General features: G+C 71.1%; 21 protein-coding genes. 12 read left to right on the top strand and 9 right to left on the bottom strand.

What is annotated here, in order from left to right; translation table 11 throughout:
- The first annotated feature begins 8 nt into the window (after positions 1-8).
- Complete coding sequence (locus ABD327_RS29665) at positions 9-638, top strand: class I SAM-dependent methyltransferase (RefSeq protein WP_344455212.1); 630 nt, start codon at positions 9-11, stop codon at positions 636-638.
- Here ABD327_RS29665 and ABD327_RS29660 read toward each other — a convergent pair.
- Together ABD327_RS29660 and ABD327_RS29655 are read right to left on the bottom strand one after the other, a co-directional pair.
- Entirely contained in the window at positions 635-1,345 is a 711-nt protein-coding gene (locus tag ABD327_RS29660) for a response regulator (RefSeq protein WP_344455210.1), read from the bottom strand. The genes ABD327_RS29665 and ABD327_RS29660 overlap by 4 nt on opposite strands.
- Positions 1,342-2,637, bottom strand: a complete 1,296-nt coding sequence (locus ABD327_RS29655) for a sensor histidine kinase (RefSeq protein WP_344455208.1) — start codon at positions 2,635-2,637, stop codon at positions 1,342-1,344. Before ABD327_RS29655 ends, ABD327_RS29660 begins: the two co-directional genes overlap by 4 nt.
- A gap of 213 nt (positions 2,638-2,850) precedes the next feature.
- Here ABD327_RS29655 and ABD327_RS29650 point away from each other — a divergent pair, with 213 nt between their 5' ends.
- Entirely contained in the window at positions 2,851-3,543 is a 693-nt protein-coding gene (locus ABD327_RS29650; protein ID WP_344455206.1) for an ABC transporter ATP-binding protein, read from the top strand.
- Positions 3,540-5,891: an ABC transporter permease gene (locus tag ABD327_RS29645; protein WP_344455204.1), complete on the top strand. Its 2,352-nt coding sequence runs from the start codon at positions 3,540-3,542 to the stop codon at positions 5,889-5,891. Before ABD327_RS29650 ends, ABD327_RS29645 begins: the two co-directional genes overlap by 4 nt.
- A 23-nt stretch (positions 5,892-5,914) precedes the next feature.
- Here ABD327_RS29645 and ABD327_RS29640 read toward each other — a convergent pair whose 3' ends face one another.
- Both ABD327_RS29640 and ABD327_RS29635 read right to left on the bottom strand, forming a co-directional pair.
- Positions 5,915-6,520 (bottom strand): TetR/AcrR family transcriptional regulator, encoded by a 606-nt coding sequence (locus ABD327_RS29640; protein WP_344455202.1) that lies wholly within the window; start codon positions 6,518-6,520, stop codon positions 5,915-5,917.
- A 108-nt stretch (positions 6,521-6,628) separates the two neighbouring features.
- Positions 6,629-7,222, bottom strand: coding sequence for a helix-turn-helix domain-containing protein (locus tag ABD327_RS29635; protein ID WP_344455200.1), 594 nt, complete (start codon positions 7,220-7,222; stop codon positions 6,629-6,631).
- 137 nt (positions 7,223-7,359) lie between these two features.
- Here ABD327_RS29635 and ABD327_RS29630 point away from each other — a divergent pair, with 137 nt between their 5' ends.
- Both ABD327_RS29630 and ABD327_RS29625 read left to right on the top strand, forming a co-directional pair.
- Positions 7,360-8,880: an NCS1 family nucleobase:cation symporter-1 gene (locus tag ABD327_RS29630; protein WP_344455197.1), complete on the top strand. Its 1,521-nt coding sequence runs from the start codon at positions 7,360-7,362 to the stop codon at positions 8,878-8,880.
- On the top strand, positions 8,877-9,611 hold the full coding sequence (locus tag ABD327_RS29625; RefSeq protein ID WP_344455195.1) for an aspartate/glutamate racemase family protein: 735 nt from the start codon (positions 8,877-8,879) through the stop codon (positions 9,609-9,611). The genes ABD327_RS29630 and ABD327_RS29625 overlap by 4 nt, the downstream gene beginning before the upstream one ends.
- On the opposite strand, the gene ABD327_RS29620 is transcribed toward ABD327_RS29625, so the two are convergent.
- Positions 9,595-10,755: a glycosyltransferase 87 family protein gene (locus tag ABD327_RS29620; RefSeq protein WP_344455193.1), complete on the bottom strand. Its 1,161-nt coding sequence runs from the start codon at positions 10,753-10,755 to the stop codon at positions 9,595-9,597. The two genes, ABD327_RS29625 and ABD327_RS29620, sit on opposite strands and share 17 nt — an antisense overlap.
- 165 nt (positions 10,756-10,920) lie before the next feature.
- On the opposite strand from ABD327_RS29620, the gene ABD327_RS29615 reads away from it, so the two are divergent.
- The 5 genes from ABD327_RS29615 to ABD327_RS29595 all read left to right on the top strand — a co-directional run bounded on the left by ABD327_RS29615 (position 10,921) and on the right by ABD327_RS29595 (position 15,055).
- Positions 10,921-12,075, top strand: a complete 1,155-nt coding sequence (locus tag ABD327_RS29615; protein ID WP_344455191.1) for a sensor histidine kinase — start codon at positions 10,921-10,923, stop codon at positions 12,073-12,075.
- Positions 12,072-12,737: a response regulator gene (locus ABD327_RS29610; protein WP_344455188.1), complete on the top strand. Its 666-nt coding sequence runs from the start codon at positions 12,072-12,074 to the stop codon at positions 12,735-12,737. Before ABD327_RS29615 ends, ABD327_RS29610 begins: the two co-directional genes overlap by 4 nt.
- A 156-nt stretch (positions 12,738-12,893) precedes the next feature.
- The gene (locus ABD327_RS29605) at positions 12,894-13,451 is read left to right on the top strand and encodes a hypothetical protein (protein ID WP_344455186.1); all 558 of its coding nucleotides are present in this window, start codon (positions 12,894-12,896) and stop codon (positions 13,449-13,451) included.
- Positions 13,452-13,562: 111 nt separating this feature from the next.
- Positions 13,563-14,267, top strand: coding sequence for a DUF6461 domain-containing protein (locus ABD327_RS29600; protein ID WP_344455184.1), 705 nt, complete (start codon positions 13,563-13,565; stop codon positions 14,265-14,267).
- An 80-nt stretch (positions 14,268-14,347) separates the two neighbouring features.
- Complete coding sequence (locus tag ABD327_RS29595) at positions 14,348-15,055, top strand: SMI1/KNR4 family protein (RefSeq protein WP_344455182.1); 708 nt, start codon at positions 14,348-14,350, stop codon at positions 15,053-15,055.
- A 40-nt stretch (positions 15,056-15,095) separates the two neighbouring features.
- Here ABD327_RS29595 and ABD327_RS29590 read toward each other — a convergent pair whose 3' ends face one another.
- The 4 genes from ABD327_RS29590 to ABD327_RS29575 all read right to left on the bottom strand — a co-directional run bounded on the left by ABD327_RS29590 (position 15,096) and on the right by ABD327_RS29575 (position 18,975).
- Positions 15,096-15,686 carry a TetR/AcrR family transcriptional regulator gene (locus ABD327_RS29590; protein ID WP_344455180.1) on the bottom strand — a complete coding sequence of 197 codons (591 nt, stop codon included), beginning with the start codon at positions 15,684-15,686 and terminating at the stop codon, positions 15,096-15,098.
- Positions 15,683-16,480, bottom strand: a complete 798-nt coding sequence (locus ABD327_RS29585; protein ID WP_344455178.1) for an ABC transporter permease — start codon at positions 16,478-16,480, stop codon at positions 15,683-15,685. The genes ABD327_RS29590 and ABD327_RS29585 overlap by 4 nt, the downstream gene beginning before the upstream one ends.
- Positions 16,477-17,415 carry an ABC transporter ATP-binding protein gene (locus ABD327_RS29580; RefSeq protein ID WP_344455545.1) on the bottom strand — a complete coding sequence of 313 codons (939 nt, stop codon included), beginning with the start codon at positions 17,413-17,415 and terminating at the stop codon, positions 16,477-16,479. Before ABD327_RS29580 ends, ABD327_RS29585 begins: the two co-directional genes overlap by 4 nt.
- Positions 17,416-17,523: 108 nt before the next feature.
- Complete coding sequence (locus tag ABD327_RS29575; RefSeq protein WP_344455175.1) at positions 17,524-18,975, bottom strand: aldehyde dehydrogenase; 1,452 nt, start codon at positions 18,973-18,975, stop codon at positions 17,524-17,526.
- Between the two features lie 161 nt (positions 18,976-19,136).
- Here ABD327_RS29575 and ABD327_RS29570 point away from each other — a divergent pair, with 161 nt between their 5' ends.
- Entirely contained in the window at positions 19,137-19,781 is a 645-nt protein-coding gene (locus ABD327_RS29570; RefSeq protein WP_344455172.1) for a TetR/AcrR family transcriptional regulator, read from the top strand.
- Positions 19,782-19,936: 155 nt separating this feature from the next.
- Positions 19,937-22,084: an RNA polymerase recycling motor ATPase HelR gene (helR, locus tag ABD327_RS29565; protein WP_344455170.1), complete on the top strand. Its 2,148-nt coding sequence runs from the start codon at positions 19,937-19,939 to the stop codon at positions 22,082-22,084.
- Positions 22,085-22,091: the final 7 nt, after the last annotated feature.

Below are 22,091 nucleotides of genomic sequence, written 5' to 3'. Positions count from 1 at the left end.
CTCTGCCCATGGTGAATCATCAGGACGAGACCAGGGCGGCCTACGACGGGGTCGTCGAGCTGTACGCGTCGATGTTCGCCAACGGGCTGGAGGCGTGGCCGTTCACGCGGGCCATGATCGGCAGCTTCGTCGAGCTGGTGCGGGAAACGGGGAACCCGCGGGTGGCCGACGTCGGGTGCGGGCCCGGACATCTGACGGCCATGCTGTGTGACCTGGGTCTGGACGCCTTCGGGCTCGACCTCTCCCCGGCCATGGTCGACCACGCCCGGCGGGCACACCCCGCGCTGCGGTTCGACGAGGCGCCGATGGAAGCGCTGCCGGTCGAGGACCGCGCGCTCGGCGGCGTGCTGGCCCACTACTCGATGATCCACACCCCGCCCGGGGAACTCCCCGCGCTGCTGGCCGAGCAGGCGCGCGTCCTGGCGCCGGGGGGCCTGCTCCTGGTCTCGTTCTTCGCCACCGACGGACCCGAGCCGGTCCGCTTCGACCACAAGGTGACGCCCGCCTACAGCTGGCCGGCGGACCGGTTCGACGAGCTGCTGGCCGGGGCCGGGCTCGTCACGTTCGCCCGGCTCCTCCACGACCCGGCCTCCGAGCGTGGCTTCCTCGACGCCCACCTGATGGCCCGCCTCCGCTAAGGACGCGCCTGAGGCCGCCCGGCGGGCCGCTGGGCGGTCTCGCGTTCGCCGGCGCTGACCAGTCCCGTCTCGTAGGCGACGATGACGGCCTGGACGCGGTCGCGGAGCCCGAGTTTGGCGAGGATGCGGGCGACGTGGGTCTTGACGGTCGCCTCGGCCAGGTGGAGGCGGGCGGCGAGTTCGGCGTTGCTCAGCCCTCGGGCCAGCAGGCCGAGGACCTCCAGTTCGCGCGGGGTGAGCGAGGCGAGGTCGCGGTGGAGGGAGGCGGTGTCGCCGCCGCGCTGGGCGAACCGCCGCACGAGGCGGCGGGTGATGGCCGGCGCCAGGAGGGCGTCGCCCGTGCGGACGGTGCGGACGGCCGCGGCGAGGTACTCGGGGGTGACGTCCTTGAGGAGGAAGCCGCTGGCTCCGGCGGACAGCGCCGCGTAGACGTACCGGTCGAGGTCGAAGGTGGTCAGGATGATGACGCGGGGTTCGCCGGGGGCGCCGGTGAGGATGCGGCGGGTGGCTTCCAGGCCGTCCATCTCGGGCATCCGGATGTCCATCAGGACCACGTCGGGCCGGGTGCGGCGGACCGCTTCGACGGCTTCGGCCCCGTTGGTCGCCTCGGCGACGACGTCGATGCCGTCGGCGCCGAGGATCATGCGGAATCCGGTGCGGACCAGTGTCTGGTCGTCGGCGAGGAGCACGCGCGGCGGCTCGGTCACGGTGCCTCCAGGGGGATCAGCGCTTCCACACGGTAGCCGCCGGACAGGCGCCGGCCGGCGTTCAGGGTCGCGTCGTAGAGGGCGAGGCGCTCGCGCAGTCCGATCAGGCCCCGGCCGTTTCCGGTGGCCGCGCCCGGCCCCGGGCGTCCGCCGGTGTCGGTGACCTCCACCCGGAGCAGGTCCGGGCCGTATTCGACGGTCACGGCGGCGGTGGCGCCGGACGCGTGCTTCACCGTGTTGGTCAGGGCCTCCTGGACCACGCGGTAGGCGGCGAGCCCGACGCCGGACGGGAGGGGTCGGGACGGGCCGGTCACGTTCAGATCGACCGGCAGGCCGGTGCCCCGGACCCGTTCGACGAGGGCCTTCAGCTGATCCAGACCGGGCTGCGGGGCCAGCTCCGCCTCCATGTCAGCTGTATTCACGGCCCCGTCCGCCCCTTCGTCTTCGCCGCCCATGGTGAGCAGCCCCATGACGTGACGCAGCTCGACCATGGCCGCCCGGCCGCTCGCCTCGACGGCGAGCAGCGCCTCGCCGGCCTGCTCGGGCGAGACCTTCATGATCTTGCGAGCGGCGCCCGTCTGGATGATCATCACGCTGACGTTGTGCGTGACGACGTCGTGCAGCTCGCGGGCGATCCTGGCGCGTTCGTGCTCGACCGCCCGCCGCAGCGCCTCGGCCTGTTCGCGTTCCAGGGTGGAGAGCCGGGCCTGGCCCTCGCCGGTCCGGAGTTTCCAGACGCGCAGCCCGAAGGCGGCCACCGCCAGCGGAACCAGGATCAGCAGCGCGATGTACTGGTTGGGGACGATCGGCTTCTCCGAGTCCCCCGAGGTCCCGACCAGCAGGATCCCCACCGGCAGCACCCCCAGGACCGCCACCGGGTAGGGGCTGTGGACGGCGGCGCTGTAGACGGCGATGACGAGCGCGTAGAAGGTCAGCCGGGACACGTCGTACGGAGTCAGCAGCACCGCGATCGTCACCACGCACAGCACGGCCAGCGGGTAGCGGCGGCGCAGCACGAGAGCGCCGGAGGCGACGACCGCGAGGGACGCCATGAGGGCCAGGCCACCAGGACCGGAGGGCGGCACATGGCGCACCGCCTCGGCCGGGATCGCGGGTATCTGCTGATTCGAGTTGTCGATGGCGTAGTGGAGGGTGGCGATGCCGATCGTCAGCGCCAGGAGCATGTCGAACCGCCGCCCGCGCCGGGTGAGCCGCGGCGGCGGCCCCGTCGGACGCCCGGCGCCGCGGGCGGCTTCCCGCAACCCCTCCAGCATCGTGCGTACATGCGTCACCGGTTCATTGTCGTCTCCGCGCGGGGCCCTCCGGATCCGCCTCGATGGTCGTTCCCGGCAGACGGGATACATCGGCCGCCTACATCGCAGGGATGACGTTCCCGAGGCTCATCCCAGCGCGGTACGGCAAGGGGTTCGGGCGGGCGACGCGTGCCGGACGGGCGCGCTCCTAACGTCCATGGAGCCAGCCGCCCGTACCTGAGGAGCCCTTCCATGACCACGCCGGTGATCGAACTGCGCGGAGTGAGCCGCCGCTACGACGAAGGCCCGCCCGCCCTGCACGAGGTGTCTCTGACCGTCCAGCCCGGTGAGGCCGTCGCGATCCTGGGCCCTTCCGGCAGCGGCAAGTCCACGCTGCTCAATCTGATCGCGGGCCTGGACCGGCCGGACACGGGGAGCGTCACCGTGGACGGGGTGCGGGTGGACCGGCTGGGCGAGACCGGATCGGCGCTGTACCGGCGGTCGAAGATCGGGATGGTCTTCCAGTTCTTCAACCTGCTCGACGATCTGACCGTCGCCGACAACGTCGCCCTGCCCGCGCGGCTCGCGGGCACGGCGCGCGGCGAGGCGGACCGCCGGGCCGCGGAACTCCTGGAGAACCTCGGCGTCGACCGGCACGCCCGCGCCTACCCGGGGCGGCTGTCCGGCGGCGAGCGGCAGCGCGTCGCGGTGGCCCGGGCGCTGATGAACCGGCCCCCGCTGCTCTTGGCCGACGAGCCGACCGGAGCCCTGGACACTGCCGCCGGAGAGGACGTCAGCCGGCTGCTCACCGGCCTCCACGCCGACGGCCAGACCATCGTCGTGGTCACCCATGACCTGGCTCTGGCCCGGTCCTGCACGAACCGTACGATCCGGATCGCCGACGGCCGGGTCACCGAGGACGCCGGCTCGGAGGCCGTGCGATGAGCGCGCTCGGCAGGGTGGTGCGCTCGGGGATGGGACGGCGCCGGGTGCAGACGCTGGTGATCGGCCTCGCCGCGATGATGGCGGTGGCCGCCTCCGTGCTCGGCGGATCGCTGCTCGTGATCTCCAGCGCGCCCTTCGACGACGCCTTCGCCAAGCAGCACGGCGCCCATCTGTCCCTGCAGTTCGACTCGGGCGAGGTGAGCGCCGCCCAGCTGTCGAAATCCGCGGACGCCGAAGGGGTGAGCGTCGCAGCGGGGCCGTTCCGTACGGCGACGGTCACCCCGAAACTCGACAACGCCCCTCCCGGGAGGTGGCCGGTGACCGTGGTGGGTCGGGACGGTTCCGGGCAAGACGTCGATGACGTGACGCTGCTCGACGGGCGCTGGCCCACGCGCCCCGGCGAGATCGTGCTGTCCGCCGACTCCTCGATCTTCCCGATCATGGGCATGACGCTCGCCTTCCCCGATCTGCCCGGCGCCCCGGCGCTGAAGGTGGTCGGCGTGGCGCGCTCCGTCACGCAGACCTCAGACGCCTGGGTGGTCCCGTCCCAGATGACGGCGCTCACCGCGCCCGGCAGCGGCGGCTACCAGATGCTCTACCGCTTCACCGACGCCGGCACCGCCGCGAAGGTCGCCGCGGGCCGCAAGGCCGTGACGGCGGACCTCCCGCCGGGAGCGGCCGTCGGCGAACGGTCCTGGCTCACCGTCAAGAAGACCGCCGAGCGCGACGTCGCCCTCTACGTCCCGTTCCTCATCGCGTTCGGCGCACTGGGGCTGGTCATGTCGGTGCTCATCGTCGGCAACGTCGTCGCGTCGGCCGTCGGCACGGGAACACGCCGCATCGGCATCCTCAAGTCCATCGGCTTCACCCCGGCCCAGGTCGTGCGGGCCTACGTGGGCCAGGCACTGATCCCGGCCGCCGTCGGCACGGCCCTCGGCGTCCCCGCCGGCCACCTCCTCGCCATCCCCGTGCTGGCCGAGACCCAGGAGGTCTACGGCACCTCGTCCCTGGCCATCACGCCCTGGGTCGACCTGGCGGTGATCGCGGGGGTGCTCGGCCTGGTGACGGCGACCGCGTGGGCGAGCGCCTGGCGGGCCGGGCGGCTGCGCACGGTCGACGCGCTCGCCGTCGGGCGCACCGCTTCGGCGGGACACGGTCGGCGGGCGGCCCGCCTGGCCGGGCGGTTGCCGTTGCCGCGACCGGTCGCCCTGGGCCTGGCCCGGCCCTTCGCGCGGCCCGCCCGCGCGCTGGCCATGGGCGCGGCGGTCCTGTTCGGCGCCATCGCCGTCACGTTCACCGTGGGGATGAGCGCCTCGCTCGGCGAGGTGATGAAGGCCAAGTCACACAATGCCGCCGACGTCACCGTGCCCGCGCCCCCTCCGGCCTTCGGACCCGGGGGCCCGATCCCCGAGGAGCGGCCCGAGGCCGATCCCGCCGTGGTCACCGCGGCCATCGAGGCCGGCACCGGGACCTTGAAGCACTACAACGCCGCGACGACACGGGCGACCGTCTCCGGCGCGGCCGGCGCCGTCGACGTGATCGCCTTCACCGGCGACGCCTCCTGGGGCGGCTACACGATGGTCTCGGGCCGCTGGATCGGCGAGCCCGGCGAGGCCGTGGTCCCGACCCCCTTCCTGGCCGCCACCGGAACCCGGATCGGCGACACCGTCACCCTGAACGGCATGGCCGAGCCGGTCACGGTCCGGATCGTCGGCGAGGTCCTCGACCCGCGCCACGACGGCATGCAGGTCTTCACCGACGCCTCGACCCTCGCGGCCGCCCGCCCGGAACTGACGGAAAGGAGCTATCACATCACGGTCGAGCCGGGCATCGACGTCACCGGTTACGTCGACGCGCTGAACGAGGACCTGACGCCGCTGGGGGTCGCCGCCCAGGTCGGCGGGTCCGACTCCGACAGCGACATGGTCACCACGCTCAACGCGCTGTCCGCGATCCTCACGCTGATGCTCGTCGCCGTCGCCGCGCTCGGCGTGCTCAACGGGGTGCTGCTCGACACCCGCGAACGCGTCCGGGAGATCGGCGTGCACAAGGCGCTCGGCATGACGCCCCGCCAGACCATCGCGATGGTCCTCACCTCGGTCGTCGTGACCGGACTGGTCGCCGGCGCCCTGGGGGTGCCGCTCGGCGTGGCCCTGCACGGCCGGGTCATGCCCGCGATGGGCGCCGGCGCGGGACTCCGCCTGCCCGATTCCGTCATCGACGTCTACGGCGGGGCCGAACTGTTCCCGCTCGTGCTCGGCGGCCTGCTCATCGCCGCCCTGGGCGCGCTTCCGCCCGCCGGCTGGGCCGCCGGGACCCGGACCGCCACAGCCCTGCGCACCGAATAGGCGGCCGGTTCAGGACCCCCGCCTCAAGGGGCGGCGGGGGCCTCCTGGCCGGTCCCCTCCGGTCGGGCCGGCCAGTTCTCCAGGAGCACATGGAGCGCGTCGAGGGAACGCGCCCAGGACTCCCCGACCTCACGGGTGTGGTGGAAGCCGCCGCTGAGCTCCAGGTGGACGTAGCCGTGGAAGGCGCTGCGCAGCAGGCGGCCCGCGTCGGTCAGGTCGGGTTCGGCCAGCCCGTAGGCGCGCAGCATGCCGTGGGTCAGTTCGACGCTGCGGCGCAGGCCGTCCCAGTCCGCGACCTCCTCCGGCTCGAGGCGGAGCTGGGTCGCCGCGTAACGGCCGGGATGCTCGAGCGCGTACTCCCGGTAGGCGTCGGCGAAGGCCACGAGCGCGTCCTTGCCCGCCCTGCCCGCGACCGCCGCGCCGATGCGGCCGGTCATCTCCTCCGACGCGAGCATCGCGACCCGGACCCGCAGATCACGCAGGTTCCGCACATGCGAGTACAGGCTGGCGTCCTTGACCCCGAAACGCCGCGCGAGCGCGGACACCGTGACCTTGTCGATGCCGACCTCGTCCGCCAGCTCCGCGGCGGCCTCGGTCAGCCGCGCCGCGGAAAGCCCGGCCCGTGCCATGCGCCACCCCCGACCATCCGATCCCCGGCTCACCCGGGGAAGAACTCAAGGCCCCCAGGTTCTCACTACCGGCCCGGACCCCGGTCCACCGCGCGGCGGCGGCCTCCGTCAGGGGTGGACGATCAGCCAGGTGGCCACCGCGGTGACCGTCCTGGAGCGGTTGCTGATGATGTGGGGGTGGTCGCAGGGGAAGGTGATCGAGTCGTTCTCCGCGAGGGTGACGACGTCGGTCTCGAACTCGATGGTGAGCTCGCCTTCGCGGACGGTGCCGACCTCGTAGCCCTCGTGCTTGAGGAACCGGCCGTGGGCGCTGGAGACGGTGCCCGGCGGGTAGGTCGACTCGAAGAACTCCACGCCCTTGGTGGGGACCGGGGACAGGCGGCGGAAGGTGACGCCGCCGCTCAGCTCGAGGGACGCGACCTCCCAGGAGCGGCGGATGGCGAAGCGGTGCGGTTCGGGCTCCTTCTCCAGCCCGGTCTCGAACACCGAGGACAGCGGGACGCCGAGCGCCGACACGTAGGCGATCAGCCGGCTCACCGACGGGCGGAGCCTGCCGCGCTCGATCTGGGAGACGGCGCTGGGTGAGATGCCCAGGTCGCGGGAGAGGGAGCGCAGGGAGCGGCCGGACTGCTCGCGCAGTTCGCGCAGCCGGGCTCCCAGCGCCTCGGTGGTGAGGGCTTCGAGGTGGGGTTCGCGAGTCATCGCCCTCATTCACGCGGGTGTTACGTGCCGGAAATTCGGGGCCAACTGTTAAGCCATACGTTCACGAAAACTGTTAAGTGATCGCTTAACGGCAAGCTCTCCGTGCCCCCAGGCACGATACCCCCAGGGAAGCCGTCATGCCCGAGCACACCGCCCATCCCCAAGATCTCGTGGAGGCCGCGGGCATGCCCGTCGGCTCCGGAGAGATCCGCCCCGGATACGACCCCAGGCTCACCAACGAGGACCTCGCCCCGCTGGAGAAGCAGTCCTGGTCCTCCTACAACATCTTCGCCTTCTGGATGTCCGACGTGCACAGCGTCGGCGGGTACGTCACCGCGGGCAGCCTGTTCGCGCTCGGCCTGGCGAGCTGGCAGGTGCTGATCGCGCTCCTCGTCGGCATCGTCATCGTGCAGGTGTTCACCAACCTGGTGGCCAAGCCCAGCCAGGTGACGGGAGTCCCCTACCCCGTCATCAACCGCGCCGTGTTCGGCGTGCTCGGCGCGAACGTCCCCGCGATCGTGCGCGGGCTCATAGCGATCGCCTGGTACGGGGTGCAGACGTACCTGGCGTCCCAGTCCCTCATCATCATCTTCCTGAAGTTCTGGCCCGCCACGGCCGGGCTCAACGACACGAAGTTCCTCGGGCTCTCCGCGCTCGGCTACATCGCCTACGCGATCCTGTGGGTGGCGCAGGCCGCGGTGTTCTGGAAGGGCATGGAGTCCATCCGCCGGTTCATCGACTGGGCGGGTCCGGCGGTGTACGTCGTCATGCTCGTCCTGGCGGTCTACCTGGTGAGCAAGGCCGGGTGGAGCAACATCGGCTTCGACCTCTCCGAGGGCAAGAGCCTCGGCTTCGCCGCCTCCCTGTCCACGATGCTCAGCGCGATCGCGCTGGTCGTGTCGTACTTCAGCGGCCCGATGCTGAACTTCGGCGACTTCTCCCGTTACGGTAAATCGTTCGAGGCGGTCAAACGCGGCAACCTGCTGGGCCTGCCGGTCAACTTCCTGTTCTTCTCGATCCTGACGGTCATCACCGCGTCCGCGACCGTCCCGGTGTTCGGCGAGCTCATCACCGACCCGATCCACACCGTCGAGCGGATCGACACCGCCTTCGCGATCCTGCTCGGCGGCCTCACCTTCGTCATCGCCACGGTCGGCATCAACATCGTCGCCAACTTCATCTCCCCCGCCTTCGACTTCTCCAACGTCAGCCCGCAGCGCATCAGCTGGCGCACCGGCGGCATGATCGCCGCGGTCGGCTCGGTGCTGCTCACCCCGTGGAACTGGTACGGCAACCCCGACGCGATCCACTACACCCTCGGCCTGCTCGGCGCCCTGATCGGCCCGCTGTTCGGCGTCCTCATCGCCGGCTACTACCTGATCGCCCGGCAGCAGGTCGACGTGGACGCGCTGTTCAGCATGAGCCCCGAGGGCAGGTACTGGTTCAAGAGGGGCTACAACCCGAACGCGATCTGGGCGACCGTGCTGTCGGGCGTCCCCGCGATCCTGTCCGTGCTGGTGCCCAAGATGCTGCTCGACCTGGAGCTCACCACGGTCGACGTCACCTGGATCTCCGACTACTCCTGGTTCATCGGCTGCGGGCTGGGCTTCCTGGCCCTCCTCCTGCTCGAGCGCCGCTCCCCCCTGTCGGCCCCATGACCCGAATACTGGTGATCAACCCCAACACCTCCCGGGCGATGACCGGCACCGTCGGCCGCTGCGCCCGGGAGGTGGCGGCCCCCGGCACCGAGGTCCGGGCGGCCGGGCCGTCCATGGGCCCGGAGTCGATCGAAAGCCACTACGACGCCGCCCTCTCCGTCCCCGGGCTCCTCATCGAGGTCGCCCAAGGCGAGGCGGACGGCGTGGACGGCTACGTCATCGCCTGCTTCGGCGATCCGGGCCTGGACGCCGCCCGCGAGCTGGCCCGCGGTCCCGTCGTCGGCATCGCCGAGGCCGCCATGCACACCGCGTCCCTGCTGGGCCGCACCTTCAGCATCGTCACCACCCTGTCCCGCACGATCGGACGCACGCGCGACCTCGTCCACCGCTACGGCTTCACCGACGCGTGCGCCGGCGTGCATGCCAGCGACATCCCGGTACTGGACCTGGAGGCCCCGGAGCCGCGCCGCCACGTCCTCGAAGCGTGCGCGACGGCCCTGGAGAACGACCGCAGCGATGTGCTCGTCCTGGGCTGCGCCGGAATGGCCGACCTGTGCGGAGACATCTCCGCCCGGCTCGGCGTCCCGGTCGTGGACGGCGTGACGGCCGCGACGAAACTCGTGGAATCCCTGATCGCCCTGGGCCTGCGCACCGGCAAACGCGACGAGTACGCCCCGCCGGGCCCCAAGCGCTATACCGGCCTCCTCCGTGATTTCACGATCCCGCCGTGACGGAAGCCGGCGTGATGGTGAGGGCCGGCGGCGAGGACCGGGTGCGCAGGAGGGCGGCCATGAAGGGGAGGAAGGCCAGGCCCGCCAGCAGATAGGAGTTGGCGACGGCCGTCAGCACGCCGTGGAAGCCGTACTCGTCCGGGCCGCCGTCGCGGGGGGTCCACCACGGCGGGGCCAGGAGGAACAGGAGGAAACCACCCAGGGCGAGGGCCCGGTTTCCGGTGCGGACGAGCACGAGCAGGGCGGGCAGCGCCCATACCCAGTGGTGGCTCCAGGAGACCGGGGACACCAGGAGGCCGGTCACGCCGGTCACCGCCGCCGCGGCGAGCCAGTCACCGCGGCGTGCCCAGAGCGCCGCCGTCACGAGGCCGAGGGCACCGATCACGAAGGGGACGGCCTGGTACCAGGAGCCGATCTGGTCGACCCCGCCGAGGATCCGGGCGGCGGCGCCGTGGGGCGACTGGTTGCTGATGTAGGGGACGCCGACCCGCGAGGTGTCGTAGAAGGTGTCCAGCCAGTACAGCCGTGAGGCGTCCGGGTTGACGAGGTGGGCGGTAGCCGTGCACAGGACGAAGGCTCCGGCGGCCGTCATCGCCGCCTTGAAACGCCCGGCGACCAGGAGCAGGACGATGAAGACGGCAGGCGTGATCTTGATCGCCGCCGCGATGCCGATCCCGATGCCCGCCCGGCGTCCCTCTGACACGCGCTGGACGTCGGCCAGCACCAGGGCCAGCAGGAACAGGTTGACCTGGCCGAGGAACAGTGAATGCCACACCGGTTCGAGCAGCAGCCCCGACGCCACTGCGGCGGTGACCGCCTTTCCGGTCGGGCGGCGTCCGGCGAGTCTCAGCGCCGACACGCACGCCCAGGCGAACGCGGCGACCGAGGCGAGCTGCCATGCCATCCGGGCGACGGTCAGCGGCAGCTCGGCCATGGGGGCGAACAGCAGGGCCATGAAAGGCGTGTTGGTGAACCAGAGCCCGGAGTGCCGCTCGCTGTAGAGGCCGATCCCGTCCGTCACCGCCTGGCCGCCCAGCCAGTAGATGTAGTGGTCCAGGGAGCGGTACGCGGCGGCGAACGCCACGACTCCCGCGATCTCGGCGGCCAGGAGCCAGGAGAGGGCATGCGTCGTCCGGGGTTTCACGGCACCGCTTTCCGTCGATCGAAGAACCTGACGGCGAGAACGGTGTCGCGAATGGCATCTTTCGGGCATCGGGCCACGGGTCACATTCAGCGGGGCGGGTTGTATCCCCTGGGCTTACGCCCGTGGGCCGATGCCGCCGCAGGGGCCCCTCGCTACGATCGGCGCATGATCGGCTTCCCCTCGTCCCGCCGGGTGCTCGCGGTCACGGCGACGGTTCTGGCCTGGGGCGGCGGCCTGCTCTATCCCCCGGTCCTGTTCCTGTCGGTGGCCGAGGGCAGGACGGGCTTCGGCGTCGTGGAGATCCTCCCCGCCGCGCTGCTGACCCTGCTGGTGGCGTCGCTGATGCGGCGCAGGCCGCTGCCGGCGCTGGTGCTGCTGACGGCCGCCTGGTCGGCCGCGATGCTGGAGATGCCGAAACCGGAGGTGGGGATCCTCTACGCCGGATTCACCGACGCGGCCGTCGCCTACATCGCGAGGACCCGCTCGCCCCGGGTCTCGTTCACGGCCCTGGCGACGGTGCTCTTCACACAGCTGGCCTGCTGCGCGATCGCGGTCACGCCCGTGGCCTTGCCCAGCACCTTCGGGTTGCTGACGCTGGCGGCCGTGGTCGCGTGGCTGACCGGCAGGTCGATCCGCCAGAGCCGCCTGCACGCCGCACAGCTGGCCGAGAAGGCCGCGGTCCAGGCCGTCACCGCCGAGCGGCTGCGGATCGCCCGGGAACTGCACGACATGGTCGCCCACAGCATCGGCATCATCGCGATCCAGGCCGGGGTGGGCAGCAGGGTCATCGACACCCAGCCCGCGGAGGCCCGCAACGCGCTGAGCGCCATCGAGGCCACCAGCCGCGAGACGCTGGCGGGACTGCGCCGGATGCTCGGCGCCCTCCGGCGCACCGACTCCGAGAGCGCACCGGCGCCGCGCGTTCCCGTTCCCGGGCTGGACGGGCTCGAGCAGCTCGTCCGGACCACCGGGGACGCCGGGGTCCGGGTCGACGTGCGATGGCGGGGCGAGCGGCGCCCGCTGCCCGCCGAGATCGACCTGTCGGCGTTCCGCATCGTCCAGGAGTCGGTCACCAACGTGGTGCGCCACGCGGGCACCGGGCACTGCCGGGTGTCGATCGACTACGGAGACGAGGAACTGGTCGTGGAGATCGTCGACGACGGCGCCGGCCTGGAGCCCGCCGTCGCGGGCACCGGGTACGGGCTGGTCGGGATGCGTGAGCGGGCCGGCCTGCTGAACGGGAGCCTCACGGCGGAGCCGCGCTCCGAAGGCGGTTTCCGGGTCGAGGCGCGGCTGCCGCTGGCCGGGGCGGCACGATGACGATCCGCGTCGTGTTCGCCGACGACCAGCCCCTCATCCGCGCCGGGCTGCGCGTGCTGTGCGCCGACACCGATGACCTGGCCGTCGTCGGCGAGGCCGGAACGGGGACGGAGGCGGTCGGTTTGGTGCGGGAGACGCGTCCCGACGTCGTGGTGATGGACATCCGCATGCCCGGCATGGACGGCATCGAGGCCGCCCGGGCCATCACGGCGGACGGCGGGACGACGCGCGTGCTCATGCTCACCACGTTCGACGACGACGAGTACGTGTACGCCTCGTTGCGGGCGGGCGCGAGCGGCTTCCTGGTCAAGGACATGGCCCTGGAGGACATCCTCGCCGCGATCCGCGTGGTCGCCGCCGGAGACGGGCTGATCGCGCCGAGCGTGACCCGCCGCCTGATCGAGGAGTTCGCCGCCCGTCCCTCCCCCGCGGCTCCGCCCGCCGCGCGCCGTGCCCCCGGCGGCATCACCGAACGGGAACGGGAGGTGCTGACGCTCGTGGGCCGCGGCCTGTCCAACGGCGAGATCGCCGCAGACCTGTCGATCAGCGTGGCCACCGCCAAGACCCACGTGGCGCGCCTGCTCACCAAGCTCGACGCCCGCGACCGCGTCCACCTGGTCATCCTCGCCTACGAGGCCGGGCTGGTGGCCCCCCGGGAATGAGGGAGGAGCACTTCATGCACGAGGCCGAGGTCACGCAGATCTTCGAGGGCGCCGATCAGATCCCGTGTTCGGCCATCAGCCGTACCCTTTGGTCCCGGTACCGGTACCTTTTGTTGATCATTCCCCCCTTGGAGGTCGACTTTGTCCGCGTCCCCCGTGCGTCTCATTCTGGCCGCCGCCCTGGCGGCCGGAGCCGCCTTCGCGCTCCCCGCCCCCGCCTCGGCCGCACCCAAGCAGTGCGCCATCGGCAAGTGGCGGCTCGTCAAGTACTCCCTCATCGCCAAGGGCGAGACCACGAGCACCGTGAAGGGCGGCGCGGGAACCAAGCTGACCGTCACGCCGAAGAAGTTCGCCTACGATTTCACCGGCTCCAAGAAGGTCGTCTTGAAGACCGCCATCGAGGGCACCCCCATCACCGTCAACCGCACCTACCGTAAGCGCCTGGCCTTCAAGTCCACCCTCAAGGGCGCCAAGAAGGGCAAGTTCTCCCTCAGGGCGAAGTCCGCCTCCGGCAACGCCGTCGTCCGGTCGACCTTCAATGGCACGCCCACGGACCCCGAGTACCTCGTCAAGATCTACCGCAAGGGCGATTTCGACCCCTTCATCGTGCCCTACGGGAACTACGCCTGCACCGCCAAGGTCCTGAAGTTCCAGTCGAAGCACGCCGACGAGACCGGAACCTCGGTCGTCTCCGCCACCTACCGCCGGATCTGAACCCTCCCCTGGCGGCTGGGACGGTTCGGGAGCGGAGGGCCGTGACGGAAACCCGTCCGCGGCTGTGCAACCCTTGATCGCTTTGTCGGTGCCTGCTGGGAGTATCGGGCCATGACCGCCTCCGCCGCCGATTACGCCTGGTATCGCGAGTACCGGTGCGGCCTTCTCACCGACGGCTACTGTCTGACCTTCGTCGAGGCGTCGAGCCCCGCCGAGTACCTGGCGCGGCTCGACGCCGACGTCCACGGGGATTGCGTCGGCATGGACGCCTACCTCGAGCGGGACATGCGCTTCCAGGACACGCAGGAGGACTTCGGCGAACAGATGCTGGTGGGCGCGACCTCGGTCCAGGGATCGGGTGGTCCGTGGACTCTCGCCGTGGAGATCAACGGTCTCGTCGGCATCGACGAGCAGTTGATGCGGTCCGCGTCGCACGGCACCCGTATCTTCACGCACTACCGCAACATCAACGCCGTCACCTGCTTCCTTTGGTGGCAGGACGGCGAGCGGAGAACCTGGTTCGAGTCACCCTGGCAGCGCCACGGATCCTCACCTGATGAGCTGCTCTCCGCGATGGCGCGGGTCGGTTATGACCTGAGCGACCCTGAAACCGCCTACGACGAACCGGTCGAGCTGGAAACTCCCGGCCTCTTCGCCCTCGCCGAAGAACTCACCGGCGTCCGAATCACCCCACAGCTCCTCGACGCGTCCGTCTACACCACCGGAATCGTCACCATGCCCGTGCCCGAACCCGCCAGAGTCGTCATCGACGTCACCGATGCGAGCGGCGACCGCTTCTACCGAGAGTTCCCCTGACCCGAACGCGTGCCGCGCCCGACCACCACGGGCACCCGGGCCGACCCCGCCGCCCCTGCCCCTTCGACCAGGAGCGACCATTGGACATTCACCGGCTGCGGATTGCCTGGGGCCGGTTCTCGGGCTGGCTGGCCGAGCATTCGCCCGACGACCATGCCGTGCTCCTGCCGCCGGCCACCGAGGAAGAGATCGCCCGCATCGAGGAGGCCCACGGCTTCGCGCTGCATCCGGAGCTGAAGGAACTGCTGCGCCTGCAGGGCGGTACGCCCTGGGCCGTCTCCAGTCCCGGCTTCGGCACCTTCCTGCCTGGCGGGCACCGGCTCTGCGATGCCCAGCAGATCATCGGCGCGCACGAGATATGCCTGGACTTCCACGAGGACTTCCCCGAGAACTGGGGTGACTGGTGGCCCGAGGGAGCCGTGGTCGCCCACGCGGACCGCTGGGTGGTCTTCGCCGAGCCCAACAACGGCGGCATGGCCTTCGTCGACCACGCCCCAGGACCCACCTACGGCCACGTTTACGAGTTCGGCATGGGATCCGGCGCGAGCGATGTCACCCACTGGGCCACCAGCCTTACCGACCTCTTCAACACCCTGGCCACCGCGGTGGAGACCGACACCCCCTTCCAAGGCACTCACCCGGTCTTCCTGGATTTCCACCGGTTCGACAACCCTGGATTCCAGCACCTGATCGGCAAATTCATCCTGCACTGGGCCTACGACCTCAACGCCCTCCCGCCGGACGCCGACCGGACCTTCCGCAGCGTCACCGCAGTACCCCGAGAGTGATGACGCGGCGGGAGCGGCTCCGCTCAGACGGGTCGTGGGCCTACCCGGCCGGATCTTCCCGCGACCCCGAGTGCGCGTGGCGGGGGCGGGCGCCGTTGAGGAAGAGATCGACGATTTGCGTCGCGCTGTCGTCTGGGGTGAGGTCCACGGCGCGGGCGAGGTGGAGGAAGGCGTTCATGAGGAACTCCGGGTCTCCGGTGACGCGGCCTTCCCGGACCGCCTCGGTGAACAGGACGACGACGGGGGTGAGGAGGGCTTCGACGTAGCGCCGGGAGATGCGGTCCTTGGTGGAGGAGCTCACGAGGTCGAGGGCGTCATAGATGCGCTGCTCGAACGAGATCGTTGTACCCGTGTGCTCCGCGGCGGCCCGGACGAGTGCCGTCAGCCGCTCCTCGAAGGTCGTTCCGGTGGCGAGCGCGTCGGTGATCCGAGCGTGCGAGGCGTCGATGAACCGGTTCGCCACCGCGGTGTAGAGCTCCTCCTTGCCACCGGGGAAGTGGTGGTAGATCGAGGGCTTCTGGATTCCGGCGGTGCGTGCGACTCCGACGAGGGAGATGCCGGGATATCCGACCGTGGAGAGCTGATCACTGAACGCGTCCATGAGCTGCGCGCGGGTGTCGGTGGCGGTCATCGGTTCCTCCGGGCGTGGTGGAGCGCGAGGCCGCAGGCGACGAACCCCGCCGCGACCAGCATGGTCAGGAAGATCGTGGCGAGGGGACCGGCGGTGAGGGCGCTTCCGCTCTCGATCTGCCGGGCGGCTTCGATGATGTACGTGAGCGGGTTCACCGTGGCGACCGCCCGCATCCAGCCGGAGAGCTCGTTGACGGGGGCGAACACGCCGGTGAAGAACGACAGCCCGAAGAAGCCCAGCGTGACGAGCCCGGCGGTCGACGACGAGGCGGTGCGAACGGCGACGGCGACGCTGCACAAGGCGACCGAGATGCCGAGGATCAGCATGACCGCGAGCATCCCGAGCGTCCCCGTCCATGCGTTCGGCCGGTATCCGGCGATCATCGCGCCGCCGATGGTGAGGAGGGCCTGCACGGTGACGGCGACGAGGGTGGCCAGAACCGTGCCGGTGAGGAACGGGGTGACCGTGCCGTGCGCCATCCGGAGCCGGTCGAGGTAGCCGCTGGTGAGGTCGTTCGAGGTCAGCGTTCCCGCGGCGCCGGCGCCGGTCGCGACGCCGGTGAGCAGGATCAGCGGCAGGAGGAATGCGATGAAGGCCTGGCCGTCGAGATAGCCGGCGCCGACATTGCTGAGCTGTCCCGAGTAGATCAGCAGGAAGAACAGCGACTGGGCGAGCGGGCTGATCAGAAGGGCCGGTGAGCGGAAGACGGTCCGCAGGGCTCGCGCTGTGGCCGCGACGGTCACAGGGAGGGCTCCGGTGCGGCGGGCACTCGTGGCGGGGACGGCGGCGGTCATGCCGGCTCCTTCTTGAGGCGGGTCGTCGGTGCGGTGAGGACGGCGAAGACGTCATCGAGTGACGGGTCGGTCAGACGCAGTTCCTCGACGGATGCCGCGACGGCACCGATGTCGTCCAGCGCCGCACGGAGTACGGCGGGATCACCGGGGAGCGCGAGGCGGACCGTGGCCGGCCGGCCGGGCTCCGGGACGAATCCGGCACGGGTGGCCTCGACCAGGTCGTGTGTCGCCTCGGAGGTGTCCAGGGTCAGCGTCAGGGTGCGTGCGCCGACGCGGTTCTTGAGCGCTTCGGGCGAGTCGTGCGCGACGACTCCTCCCTCCCGCAGGACGACGATGTCGGTGGCCAGTACCTCCGCCTCGTGCAGGTCCTGGGTGGAGATCAGGAGCGTGCGCGGCCCGTCTTCGGCGCTCAGCCGTTCGAGTTCCGCCCAGAACTCGATCCGGGCGAGCGGGTCGAGGCCCGTGGTGGGCTCGTCGAGCACGATGAGCGACGGCTCCCCGACCAGGGCGACCGCGAGATCGACCTTCCGGCGTGTCCCGCCCGACAGTTTCGCGATCCGCGTGTCCTGGCGCTCCCCGAGCCCGAACAGCTCCACCAGCTCGTCTGACCGGCGACGTGCGGCCCGCCTGCCGAGGCCCAGGACCGCACCCTGAAATTCCAGCACCTCCACCGGGGTCGCCAGCGGATCGAGCGCGTTGGACTGGGGAGCCAGCCCGATCAGCCGCCGCGCCGCCCGGACGTCGGTCACGACATCGTGCCCCTCCACCACGACCGTCCCCGACGTCGGGGTGCGCAGCGTCGAGACGATCTCCAGCAACGTGGACTTCCCAGCCCCGTTGGGACCCAGGACGACCGTACGGCCGCCCCGCCGGACGTCGAGGGAGACACTGTCGAGGACCGTTCGCTCGCCGTAACGCTTTGTGAGGCTCGCGATGCAGACCGAGATGTCGTTGACTATCCCGGTAGCCTACCTACCGGTAGGTAGGCTACCAAATCCAGCAGATTCGGGAATCGAGGAGCGTCACCGTCGGCGCCTTCGGTGTCAGTCCGGCGGGGCCACTGAGATGGACTTCACGTCCAGGTACTCCTCGATGCCTTCGGGGCCGAGTTCCCGTCCCATGCCGCTGTCCTTCATGCCGCCGAAGGGCGCGGCCGGGTCCATGCTGTAGGCCTGGTTGACGCCGAAGGTCCCGCTGCGGACCCGGCGGGCGACGGACAGGCCCCGCTGGACGTCGGGGGTCCAGACCGAGCCCGACAGCCCGTACTGGGTGTCGTCGGCTATGCGGATCGCCTCCTCCTCGTCCCGGTAGGGGATCAGGGTGAGGACGGGGCCGAAGATCTCCTCCTGGGCGATGCGCATGTCGCTGTCGACGTCGCGGAAGAGGGTGGGGCGGACGTACCACCCCCGGTCGACGCCGTCGGGGAGGCCCGTGCCGCCGACGACGAGGCGCGCTCCCTCCTTCAGCCCCCGCTCGATGTGGTCGAGGACCCGGTCCCGCTGCCGCTCGGTGACGAGCGGCCCCACCTCTGTGGCGGGGTCGGCAGGATCTCCCACGACGAGCGACTCGACCATCGAGGCCAGAGCGTCGGCGAACTCCCCGTAGCGGCTCCGCGGCAGGAGGACCCTCGTCTGGGCGGCGCACGCCTGGCCGCCGTTCATCAGGCCCGCGACCTTCACTCCGGCGGCCACGGCGGCGGGGTCGGCGTCCTCGAGCACCACGGCGGCGGACTTGCCGCCGAGGTCGAGGCTCACCCTCTTGAGCTCTGTCCCGCACGCCGTGGCGACCTGCCAGCCGGCTTCGGTGGATCCGGTGAACGACACCTTGTCCACCTCGGGGTGGGACACCAGGTACCTGCCGAGATCGCGGTCGCCGGGAAGCACGCTGACCAGGCCGGGCGGCAGTCCGGCCTCTTCCAGCACCTCGGCCAGCAGGTAGGCGTCGAGCGGGGTCTCGGACGACGGCTTGAGCACGACCGAACAGCCCGCCAGCAGGGCGGGCACCAGCTTCATGACGGCCAGGAGCACCGGCATGTTCCACGGGACGATCGCCGCGATCACCCCGACCGGCATCTTCTGCAGGATGATGTCCCTGCCGTAGAACCCGGGGCGGTTCTCCTCCCACGGGTAGCCCTCGGCGATGTCGGCGAAGGCGCGCATCACGGCCAACGGCAGTTCGGCGTGCACCGACCTGGAGAAGGTGATGGGGGTGCCCGTCTCGGCCGTGACCACTCGGGCCAGCTCCTCGCGGCGCGGCGCGTAGAGCCCGGCCAGCCTGCGGACGGACGCCACCCGCTCGGAGGGGTCGAGGCGGGGCCAGGATCCCTTGTCGAAGGCCTGCCGGGCGGCGGCCACCGCCCGGTCGACGTCCTCGACGTCCGGGGCCGCGACCCGTGCGAAGACCTGCTCGCTGTGCGGGGAGACGACCTCGATCACCCGGTCCGTACTGGGCGCGACCCACTCGCCCCCCACGAACAGACGTCCTTGTTCTCGCATGTGCCCTCCAGGGAAAGACAACGGATCCGCCGGTGATCATGAGTCCGCGGCCTGTGCCGATGCCCGGTGGCAGGCCCTTGCAGTCGAAGGCGAGTAACATAGTTACTGGAGTAACGAGGTTACTTATCCAGCGGCCATGAGGGTAGGGGTCCGGTCGGAACATGCAGAAAACGAGGAAGCCGCTCGAGCCGGAGCCGGCCGACACCATCGTGCGCGCGGTGCTCGAACTCCTGGAGGACGGCGGCTACGACGCCGTGCACCTGCGGGAGGTGGCCCGGCGCGCCCAGGTCTCCCTGGCCACGATCTACAAGCTGTTCGCCACACGGGACGAGCTGATCGTGGTCGCGGTGGAGCGGTGGATGGCGGTCAACGGCTGCGCCGAACTGGCCCCTGCCGTTCCCGGGGAGAGCCTGTACGACGGTCTCATGCGCATCCTCCGCCACGTCTTCGAACCGTGGGAGCGCAGCCCGCGCATGCTGGAGGTCTACCACCGGGCGCAGGCGGGCCCGGGCGGGGAACGGCTGCGCGGGCAGGCCATGCGCGCGATCGAGCCCACCGCCCTGGCGATGCTCGCCCGCTGCGACCCGGACTACGCCGGCGACGTCGCGCTCATCCTCACCCACCTGGGTTACGCCGTCGTCGGCAGCTTCGCCGCCCACAAGATCGACATAACCGAGATCCTCCCCATCCTGGAACGCACCGTCCACCGGCTCACCACCGACAACAGGGCCGCCGCCGGAGTGCACCCGCGCCACGACCACGAGGACTCGCCCTCCCTGCCCTCCGACAACGGCGGCAACGGCTGAAGCCGCGGCGCCGTCGAGGCGCGGTGATCCATGCGGGACCCGGTGATCAGGCCGGGCGGAGTTCCGTTCGTCTCTCCTTCCACCAGAGTCCGGCCGCGCTCATGAGCACCGGGATTCGGGCCTAAAGTGAGGGACACGAAATCGGAGCTGATGCCTTGAAGCCGCTGACCACCAGCGCGTTCGACCTTCCCGACCGCCTCGCCGCCAAGGCCGACCCGGCGCTGATCGCCGGCGACGAGCGGCACTTCGCGGCCATCGCGGAGAGCCTCGAGCGGTCGATCGCCGACCTGTCAGGCCGCCTCGACGCCTGGCGCCTGGCTCCCGGCGGCACGGGCCAGGCGGCCATGGACCGGGACACCGAGATCCACAGGCTGACCGCTCACCTGCGCACCCTGCGCCGCTTCGGTCTGGACCTGTGCCTGGGGCACATCGTCGGCGCGGACGGCTCCGAGCCCGTGTACATCGGGCGGCTCGGCCTCACCGACGGCACGGGCCGCCGGCTGCTGCTCGACTGGCGCTCCCCCGCCGCCGAGCCGTTCTTCGGGGCGACCCACGCCGACCCGATGGGCCTGGCGAGCCGCCGCAGGTACCGCTGGACCCGCGGCCGGATCAGCGACTACTGGGACGAGGTGTTCACCTCGGAGGGGTTCGAAGGGCACGCCGCGCTCGACGACCAGTCCGCCTTCATCGCCGGCCTGGGAGGCCACCGGTCGTCCCGGATGCGGGACGTGCTCGGCACCATCCAGGCCGACCAGGACGCGATCATCCGCGCCGGGTCCCGCGGCGCCCTCGTCGTCGACGGCGGTCCGGGCACGGGGAAGACCGTCGTGGCCCTGCACCGCTCCGCCTACCTCCTCTACTCCGACCCGCGCCTCGGCCACCGCAGGGGCGGCGTGCTGTTCGTCGGCCCCCACCAGCCCTACCTGGCCTACGTCGCCGACGTCCTTCCCAGCCTCGGCGAGGAGGGCGTGCGGACCTGCACCCTGCGGGACCTCGTCGCCGAGGGAGCCGCGGCGGTGGTCGAGACCGACCCGGACGTGGCGCGGCTGAAGTCGTCCGCGGGCCTGGTGAAGGCGATCGAGACGGCCGTCAGGTTCTACGAGAACCGGCCCGACGCGGGGATGACGGTCACGACCCCCTGGTCCGACATCTGGCTGAGCGCCGACGACTGGGCCGAGGCGTTCGAGGCGCCGGACCCCGGCACCCCGCACAACCAGGCGCGCGAGCGGATCTGGGAGGAGCTGCTCACGATCCTGACGGACAAGCACGACGGCGACGCCCCGACCGGCCTGCTCCGCAGGTCCCTGCTGCGCAACAGGGAGCTGCTCATGGAGCTCAACCGCGCGTGGCCGCTGCTCGAGGCGTCCGACCTCGTCGGGGACCTGTGGTCGGTGCCCGCCTACCTGCGCAAGTGCGCCCCCTGGCTCGGCCCCGAGGAGGTCCGGAAGCTGCAGCGCGAGGACGCCCGGGCCTGGACGGTGTCCGACCTGCCGCTCCTGGACGCGGCACGGCAGCGGCTCGGAGACCCCGAGGCGGCACGCCGCAGGCGTCGGCAGAGCGCCGCCGTCGCCGCTCAGCGCGAGCACATGGACAAGGTCGTCGACACCCTGATCGCGACCGATGACGACGGTGAGGGCGCGGTGACGATGCTGCGCGGGCAGGACGTGCAGAACGCCCTGATCGACGAGACCGCGCTGTTCAGCGTCACCCCGGACCTGCTCGCCGGCCCGTTCGCGCACATCGTCGTGGACGAGGCCCAGGAACTGACCGACGCTGAATGGCAGATGCTGCTGCTGCGCTGCCCGTCGCGGAGCTTCACCATCGTCGGCGACCGCGCCCAGGCCAGGCACGGGTTCACGGAGTCATGGCGGGAACGGCTCGAGCGGGTCGGCCTCGACCGGATCACCCTGGCCTCCCTGAGCGTCAACTACCGGACCCCCGAAGAGGTCATGGCGGAAGCCGAACCGGTCATCCGGGCGGTGCTCCCGGACGCCAACGTGCCGACCTCCATCCGCAGCGGCGGCGTCCCCGTCGTCCGCGGATCTGTCTCGGAGCTCGACTCGGTCCTCGACGCCTGGCTGGCCTCGAACACCGAAGGAACCGCCTGCGTCATCGGCGATCCCACGTTCCGGCCGACCTCCCGCGTCAGGTCACTGACCCCGGAACTGTCGAAGGGCCTCGAGTTCGACCTGGTCGTCCTCGTCGACCCGGAGAGATTCGGCGAGGGCGTCGAAGGAGCGGTCGACCGCTACGTCGCGATGACCCGGGCGACCCGTCGACTCGTCATCCTCACCGGCCCCTGACCCGGCT

This window comes from Actinocorallia aurantiaca (assembly GCF_039533685.1).
GTDB classification, from domain to species: domain Bacteria; phylum Actinomycetota; class Actinomycetes; order Streptosporangiales; family Streptosporangiaceae; genus Actinocorallia; species Actinocorallia aurantiaca.
Note: the sequence above shows the minus strand (reverse complement) of the source record. Positions and strands in the feature narration are given on the sequence as shown.

What these genes read in the sequence shown, in the direction of transcription:
- ABD327_RS29570 (WP_344455172.1), top strand. Translation starts at nt 19,137, where the DNA reads ATGCAGAAAACGAGGAAGCCGCTCGAGCCGGAGCCGGCCGACACCATC.
- ABD327_RS29640 (WP_344455202.1), bottom strand. Translation starts at nt 6,520, where the DNA reads ATGGCACGGGCCGGGCTTTCCGCGGCGCGGCTGACCGAGGCCGCCGCG.
- ABD327_RS29610 (WP_344455188.1), top strand. Translation starts at nt 12,072, where the DNA reads ATGACGATCCGCGTCGTGTTCGCCGACGACCAGCCCCTCATCCGCGCC.
- ABD327_RS29575 (WP_344455175.1), bottom strand. Translation starts at nt 18,975, where the DNA reads ATGCGAGAACAAGGACGTCTGTTCGTGGGGGGCGAGTGGGTCGCGCCC.
- ABD327_RS29625 (WP_344455195.1), top strand. Translation starts at nt 8,877, where the DNA reads ATGACCCGAATACTGGTGATCAACCCCAACACCTCCCGGGCGATGACC.
- ABD327_RS29600 (WP_344455184.1), top strand. Translation starts at nt 13,563, where the DNA reads ATGACCGCCTCCGCCGCCGATTACGCCTGGTATCGCGAGTACCGGTGC.
- ABD327_RS29615 (WP_344455191.1), top strand. Translation starts at nt 10,921, where the DNA reads ATGATCGGCTTCCCCTCGTCCCGCCGGGTGCTCGCGGTCACGGCGACG.
- ABD327_RS29630 (WP_344455197.1), top strand. Translation starts at nt 7,360, where the DNA reads ATGCCCGAGCACACCGCCCATCCCCAAGATCTCGTGGAGGCCGCGGGC.
- ABD327_RS29645 (WP_344455204.1), top strand. Translation starts at nt 3,540, where the DNA reads ATGAGCGCGCTCGGCAGGGTGGTGCGCTCGGGGATGGGACGGCGCCGG.
- ABD327_RS29590 (WP_344455180.1), bottom strand. Translation starts at nt 15,686, where the DNA reads ATGACCGCCACCGACACCCGCGCGCAGCTCATGGACGCGTTCAGTGAT.
- ABD327_RS29650 (WP_344455206.1), top strand. Translation starts at nt 2,851, where the DNA reads ATGACCACGCCGGTGATCGAACTGCGCGGAGTGAGCCGCCGCTACGAC.
- ABD327_RS29665 (WP_344455212.1), top strand. Translation starts at nt 9, where the DNA reads ATGGTGAATCATCAGGACGAGACCAGGGCGGCCTACGACGGGGTCGTC.
- ABD327_RS29585 (WP_344455178.1), bottom strand. Translation starts at nt 16,480, where the DNA reads ATGACCGCCGCCGTCCCCGCCACGAGTGCCCGCCGCACCGGAGCCCTC.
- ABD327_RS29635 (WP_344455200.1), bottom strand. Translation starts at nt 7,222, where the DNA reads ATGACTCGCGAACCCCACCTCGAAGCCCTCACCACCGAGGCGCTGGGA.